Origin of the sequence: Roseovarius sp. (assembly GCF_018066915.1) — a bacterium.
In the GTDB taxonomy this organism is placed as follows: domain Bacteria; phylum Pseudomonadota; class Alphaproteobacteria; order Rhodobacterales; family Rhodobacteraceae; genus Roseovarius.
The window spans coordinates 1-3,133 of the sequence record NZ_JAGPVV010000322.1 but is presented as its reverse complement, the minus strand read 5'-3'; the positions used below and the strand labels follow the sequence as shown (position 1 = coordinate 3,133).

Here is a 3,133-nt window from a genome sequence, read left to right as displayed (position 1 = left end):
GCTCGAGGAAGACAGACATTTCGAACGGTTTGGTCACGTAGTCCGCGGCCCCCGATTTGATCAGCCGGACCGCCTGACCGATCCCACCTTGCCCGGTGATGAACAGGAAAGGTGGGGGTGTCCCGGTGCGCAGAAGCGTTGAAAACAGCTCCTCTCCCGACCCGTCCGGCAGGCCGATATCACAGATCACCGCGTCGATTGGCTTCTTGGGGGTGCGGATCGCACCGAGCGCCCGCATCATCTGCTTCAGCCAGAGAACCTGCGCCCCTTCCAGTTCCAACCGCTGCAGCAGCGACCCGCCCATGATCTCGTCGTCCTCGACAAGAACGATGTATCTATCCTTTAGCATCGCGCGCCTCCCATGACGCAGGCAGGGTGACGGTCACGCGCGTTACGCCATTTTCTTGCGCATGGCAGACAGCGCCACCCATTGTTTTCGCGAGGTCGCGGACCAGTCGCAGCCCGACGCCGCCACCGGGCAAGAGCGGACCGTCCCCGAGCAAGCGATCCAACGCTGCCTGCGGCATGGACGCGCCCGTGTTCGTGATCTCAAGGCTGAGGTTGCCGTCCGTTGTACGGGCCATCAGGCCGACGCAGCCGTTTTGGCCTGCCGCCGAGCAGGCGTTCAGCAGCAGGTTGAGCGCAATCTGCCGCACAGGCCCGGCGGACAGGCTGCACCCTATGACTGCTGCCGGATCGACAGACCACTCCAGATCCAATGCCAGTCGCGAGACCTCGGGTTGGATCAACAGCTTGATGTCCTCGAAGTCATCGGATGTCAGCGCGCGGGTCTCGGGGTCCATGCGGTTCTGGTCAAGGGTTGCTCGGGTCACATCACGCAAATGGCGCAGGCCCCTGTCGAGCAGATCTGCCGACTGACGCACCACCTCGGGACGATCAGGATAGCTGCGGATCGTATCTGTCGCGTTCAGTAGCCCGCCGAGTGGGTTGTTGATCTCATGCGCCAGTGACGAGGACAGACGGCCAAGGGCAACGAACCGTTCCCGTTCCGCCAACCGCCGCTCGGCTTCGGCCTTGGCGGCTACGGCGCCGACCATCGAGTTGTAGGTACGTGCCAGCCGTGCCAGTTCGCCATCGCCGCGCGGGATGTCCGCGGCCGGGATAGGATGCGGCTCTCCCTTCGTCTCGGTCATCTGGCGTGCCAGCGTCGTGACCGGCTTCAGCATCCTTCGTATCGCCAGAAAGCCTGCCATCGACAGAAAGCCGATGGCAATCGCATTGCCCATGATCAAATAGAGCAGCGCCTGCCTGCGTTCCGACAGAAGGTCAGCAACATCCAGCTCCGTCGCGATCTGCCCGACGGTGCGTCCCTGGTAGGTCAACGGCGCAAGCAGGCTGAGGATGTTTGACGCGCCATCCACCGACAGGTCATCCAGCGCCACCGCATCACTGGCAAGGGCTGCGATATCGCTGTCCATAGGAACTCGTCTGGGGTCAGTCGCTGCCAGAACCCTTCCGCGCTCGTCCGCCACGGCGGTCAGGACCATCCGCCGCCCCTCGCTCCCTTGGGCGGCCCGGTCGAGAGTGTCGTAGACCTCCCAGATATCATGACGCAGGACCAGTGGGCCAAGGGCCACCGACAATCCCTCGACATGCATCCGTGCCAGTTCCTGAATCCGCGCGTCCTGAACCTGCGCCAGCGACCGCAGGACCTGTTGGGACGCCACCGTGCCCACAAGGACCATCATCGCCGCCGCAAGAAGCGGGAGCTTGATCGACAGGGGGATGGGGGCAAACCACTTCATGCTTCAGGGTTCCAGATCGGCCATGCGGATGGCGATTCCATCGAACAGCGCAGGGTCAGCTTGCTGAAACCCGTCCAGTTGCAGCGACGCCAGCGCCTGTCGGCCTTCCTCCGTCTCGGCGAGGTTCATCAAAGCGGTTTGCAGAGCCTGAACCGGCTCAGAAGCCAGGCTGTCGCGCCGCGCGCAAACAGGGGGAAACCCCAGCCATTCCGACCGGGCATTCACGCGTGTACGCGCGGTCAGACCCGGTTCGATCACGGCCAGCGCTTCCCAGACATAGCCATCGACGCTGCCAGATCGCACCAGGCCATCCGCGACCGCGCGCACCACGTTACGGTGGCCAAAGGTGAAAATGGATCGACTGAAGAAGCCCTCGACCTGTTCCCCCATCCGGCGCAGATCGGTCGCGGTCACAAGGTAACCAGAGTTCGAATCCGGGTCGGAAAATGCATGCGTGCCCCCTTGCAGGTCGGACAGCGCTTCCGCTCCATCTTCAGCCCCGACAATGAGGTAAGACTGGTATCGCGGGCCACCGCGCCACACAGGCACAGCAACAAGATCCAGCAAATCGGCGTGCTGGAGATAGGGATAGCCGCAAAGCCAAGCCGCATCGACACTACGTTCCAGCAGAAGGCCAGTGATTTCCTGATAGGTGCGGCGCTGAACCAGTTCGATCTCACGCCCCATCCCGCGCGACAAGGCGCGCCGCAGGCCGTCAATCACCGCAGCATCGTTGTCGAGAAACACCGGCGTCAGTCCAAGGCGAAAGACGGGCTGCGCCGCCGCATGACCAGCGATGAAGACTGCAAGTCCCGCTCCGACGAAAGTGCGGCGACCGATTGAATACTCCATGATCTCAGGCCCCTCCCCTGGCCGGGATCCAGTCCCTTGGTGCCGATCACAGTCCGGATTGATTGACCCGCGCCGACAGTTGAGCCGCGCTTTCGCGGCGTTCAGAATAGCGGTCCACAAGATAGTCCGCAGAGTCACGCGTCAGAAGCGTGAACTTCATAAGCTCCTCCATGACATCGACGATGCGGTCGTAATAAGCTGACGGTTTCATGCGGCCAGCTTCGTCAAATTCGAGAAATGCCTTTGCGACCGAGGATTGGTTGGGAATGGTTAGCATCCGCATCCAACGCCCGAGCAGCCGCATCTGGTTCACGGCGTTGAAGCTCTGCGATCCGCCCAAGACCTGCATCACTGCCAGCGTCTTTCCCTGCGTCGGGCGCACGGCGCCCTCGGACAGCGGGATCCAGTCGATCTGCGTCTTCATCAACCCGGTCATCGCGCCGTGACGCTCAGGGCTTGACCAGACCATGCCCTCACTCCATGCGACCAGATCGCGTAGCTCGCGGACTTTCGGG

At 62.6% G+C, this 3,133-nt stretch carries 4 protein-coding genes; all 4 read right to left on the bottom strand.

Going from position 1 to position 3,133, the window contains the following annotated elements:
- Positions 1-304, bottom strand: a 304-nt coding sequence (locus KBT70_RS18195) for a response regulator (protein ID WP_296637520.1), incomplete at its 3' end; no start/stop codon positions are given.
- A 31-nt stretch (positions 305-335) separates the two neighbouring features.
- Complete coding sequence (locus tag KBT70_RS18190; RefSeq protein ID WP_296637519.1) at positions 336-1,766, bottom strand: HAMP domain-containing sensor histidine kinase; 1,431 nt, start codon at positions 1,764-1,766, stop codon at positions 336-338.
- 3 nt (positions 1,767-1,769) lie between these two features.
- A complete protein-coding gene (locus tag KBT70_RS18185) occupies positions 1,770-2,618 on the bottom strand; it encodes a PhnD/SsuA/transferrin family substrate-binding protein (protein ID WP_296637518.1) in 849 nt (282 codons plus the stop codon).
- Positions 2,619-2,664: 46 nt separating this feature from the next.
- The coding region (arsH, locus tag KBT70_RS18180) for an arsenical resistance protein ArsH (protein ID WP_296637516.1) at positions 2,665-3,133 on the bottom strand (469 nt) is incomplete at its 5' end.

Excerpts from the sequence above, each read along its gene's own strand:
- KBT70_RS18190 (WP_296637519.1), bottom strand. The coding sequence starts at position 1,766 with ATGAAGTGGTTTGCCCCCATCCCCCTGTCGATCAAGCTCCCGCTTCTT.
- KBT70_RS18185 (WP_296637518.1), bottom strand. The coding sequence starts at position 2,618 with ATGGAGTATTCAATCGGTCGCCGCACTTTCGTCGGAGCGGGACTTGCA.